At 62.8% G+C, this 3,204-nt stretch carries 5 protein-coding genes; 3 read left to right on the plus strand and 2 right to left on the minus strand.

The features are described from left to right. The coding region (locus WBV42_RS14495; protein ID WP_423986662.1) for a hypothetical protein at positions 1–374 on the plus strand (374 nt) is incomplete at its 5' end. On the opposite strand, the gene WBV42_RS14500 is transcribed toward WBV42_RS14495, so the two are convergent. Beyond that, the gene (locus tag WBV42_RS14500) at positions 366–575 is read right to left on the minus strand and encodes a ribbon-helix-helix domain-containing protein (protein WP_066145871.1); all 210 of its coding nucleotides are present in this window, start codon (positions 573–575) and stop codon (positions 366–368) included. The two genes, WBV42_RS14495 and WBV42_RS14500, sit on opposite strands and share 9 nt — an antisense overlap. 165 nt (positions 576–740) lie before the next feature. Continuing rightward, a complete protein-coding gene (locus tag WBV42_RS14505; protein ID WP_423986663.1) occupies positions 741–1,193 on the minus strand; it encodes a DUF555 domain-containing protein in 453 nt (150 codons plus the stop codon). 105 nt (positions 1,194–1,298) lie between these two features. On the opposite strand from WBV42_RS14505, the gene WBV42_RS14510 reads away from it, so the two are divergent. Together WBV42_RS14510 and WBV42_RS14515 are read left to right on the plus strand one after the other, a co-directional pair. Next, entirely contained in the window at positions 1,299–2,336 is a 1,038-nt protein-coding gene (locus WBV42_RS14510) for a dipeptidase (protein WP_423986664.1), read from the plus strand. A gap of 40 nt (positions 2,337–2,376) precedes the next feature. After that, on the plus strand, positions 2,377–3,204 hold an 828-nt coding region (locus WBV42_RS14515; RefSeq protein WP_423986665.1), incomplete at its 3' end, for a DNA-3-methyladenine glycosylase family protein.

Raw genomic sequence — 3,204 nt, forward strand, 5'->3', positions numbered from 1 at the left:
TCGAACTGGCGGCGGACGCCGAACCGAAGAAAGTGACCGTTCCGCTAGCGGTTACCCCTGCGGAAGACCTGGACGGCGCGGACGAACTCGAACCGGAAACTCCCGTATTCACTCACTTCTATCCGCCGGATACGGGAAAGTCCGTGACCGCGGTCTTCGGGATGGACCTCTCGATACCGCCACGACAGACACAGGGCCAGTTCATCTCACACCCGCAAGGCCCACTCGAAGTCACGCAGACGGACGACCTACGGGAAGTCGTCGTCGTTGCCGTCCCACCGTGGACACAGGAAACGGTCGCCGCGTTCGACCGTTCCGGGCGAAAACAGGAACTGGTTGTCCTCGATGCCGAACCGCCGGCGGAACTACTCTAGATATCCCAACTCACGCAGTTGGTCGGTTATCTCGCTGAATTCCGACTCCGTGAGCTTTCCCTGCCGTTGGTGCTGAATGACGATACTCCGGAGCAGAAACCGGACGAGATCGCTCGTGTTCGAAAAACTCGTTCCCTCGATCGTCTCCTCCACGCGATCGGCGAGATCCTTCGGAATGGAAACGGTGGTGTACTTCGTCATATCCCTCCGTTGGTCGTCCCTCCGGTTAGGGTTTGTGACCGCCGTCCGGAGGCAAAGCAGTTTGAGACGAAAGACCGTATCACGACGCGAGAAGCTATTCAAATGACCTACAACTCACTCCTACTGCGGCAAGCCCGCCGCGTTGAAGCCGTTCCCGGTGACCGATCAGTCGATGAGATCCTCGAATTCGGGCAACACGTCGTCCGTATCGCTCCCGTCATCGTCGTCCGAATCGTCGGCGTTGGTGTCGGTTTCGTCCGTCTCGTCCGAATCGCTTTCCTCGTCCTGGATGACCTCGACATCGAGGACGGTAAGCGGAATGTTTTCCAACCGTTGGCCGATTTCCTTCCGGGCGATACGCGATGCGTGTTCCTCTCGCTCGACGTTGAACACCGTCATCTCCAACTCCAGCGCGACGAGTGCCTCGTCGGCGGCGATGAACGCCGGTGGGAGTTCCTCCCCGGATGGCGATGTCCGCGAACCCATGTTTATTTCGACGTAGTTTAGGTCGGGATTGAGCATCTCGCCGGTCTTGGAGATGGCGATGCGCACCGCCTCGTCCGGCGTCTGCACGTCGTAGACCGGGATTGCGGCTTCGACGACAACTCTACAGTTCATAATCCCAACGGTAATTACAGGGCCAGCAGTATGAATTTTCGCCCTTTTGGGGTATCGTGACAGGTCACGACAGCACTTATGTCCGTTTCCGACACATCACGAGCAATGACTCACATGCCGGTCGTGGACGGCCACAACGATACGCTTCTCCGGTTAGGTTCGACCGACGACCCCGTATCGGCGTTCGAGGAGGGAATCGAGGGCACGCATATCGACCTCCCGCGTGCCCGCGAGGCGGGACTCGGCGTCGGATTCTTCGCCACCTTCGTCCTGAGCGACGACGAACACGAGGTTCGACGGACCGACGAGGGCTACGAGTTCCCCCTCCCCGACGAACTCGACCACGGCGACGCGCGGTCCGTGACGTACCGATACCTCGAACTGCTCCACAGGCTCGCCGCCACCGTCGACGGCTTTCGCGTCGTGGACTCGCTCGACGACTTCGACGCCTGCCTCGAATCGGGTGAACTCGGTGCGGTTCCGCACATCGAAGGCGCTGCTGGCGTCGCTCCCGACCTCGCCAACCTCGACTTCCTGTACGCCGCGGGCGTGCGCTCCATCGGCCCGGTGTGGAGCCGTCCGAACGCCTTCGGGCAGGGCGTCGTCTCGCGCTACCCCGGGAGTCCGGACACCGGCGACGGACTGACTGACGCGGGGCGAGACCTCGTCCGGGCGTGCGAACGGCACGGCATCGTGGTCGACTGTGCACACCTGACCGAACGGGGATTCTGGGACGTCGCCGAGACGAGCGGCGCGCCGCTCGTCGCCTCGCACACCGGCGCGTACAGCCTCTGTCCGCACTCCCGAAACCTGACGGACGAGCAGATAGACGCCGTGGCCGACTCCGACGGCGTCGTCGGCATCGGCTTCCTCGAACCGATTTTGGCCGACGACCCAAACCCGGACGCCGATGCGACCCTGTCCGACCTCGTGGACCATATCGAATACGTCGCCGACCGCGCAGGTATCGACCACGTGGTGTTAGGATCCGACTTCGACGGCGCACCGATACCCGACGACGTGGGCGACGTGACCGGTCTTCCCGCCGTGTTCGCGGAACTTCGGGAACGCGGGTTCGGCGAGGACGACGTTTCGAAGGTCGCCCACGGGAACTGGCGGCGGGTGCTGGCCGCGACGTGGTGAATCGAAAGAGTTGCTTGTCCCCGATACCCATTCCCGGGCGATGGAAACCGGTTCGATACCCGTCGAAGAGTTACCGGGTGGGTTCGACCTCCAATCGACCGTCGAGAGCGGCCAGAGTTACCTCTGGCGGCGCGAGGACGGACGGATGTACGAGACGACCCACGCCTACGGCGGGTCGGCGTGGTACTACACCGTCCTCGACGGGAACGTCATCTGCGCCCGGCAACGGGACGGACTGCTGGAGTGGGAGGCGACGACCGACGCCGAACCTCACCTGTTCTCGCTTTTGCGCCTCGACGACGATTTGGACGCGATAATCGACGCCACGCCCGCGGACTCGCTGGTCGAATCGGCCTACGACGAATATCGCGGCATGCGGATCGTCCGCGATCCCTTTTTCCCGTGTCTCGTCTCCTTCATCTGCTCGGCACAGATGCGCGTGAGCCGAATCTACGGCATGCAGACCGCGCTGGCCCGCGAGTTCGGAACCCCCATCGAGTTCGACGGAAAGACGTACTACGAGTTCCCGACGCCGGAAGCCTTGGCTGAAGCGTCGGAGGGGGAGCTTCGGGACCTGAATCTGGGCTACCGTGCGCCGTACGTCAAGAAGTCCGCCGAGTTGTTGGCGTCCGGCGAAGCCTCGCCGGACGACGTTCGCGGGAAATCCTACGAGGACGCCCGCGACGCCATGCAGGCCTTCGTCGGCGTCGGCGACAAGGTGGCCGACTGCGTACTCCTCTTCGCGCTCGGCTATTTAGAAGCGGTACCGCTCGACACGTGGATTCAGAGCGCCATCGAGGAGCACTACCCCCACTGCGAGCAGGGGTCGTATCGGGACACCTCGCGGGCGATTCGGGAACAGTTCGGC

The sequence above is a fragment of the Haladaptatus sp. genome (assembly GCF_049589095.1).
In the GTDB taxonomy this organism is placed as follows: Archaea; Halobacteriota; Halobacteria; order Halobacteriales; family Haladaptataceae; genus Haladaptatus.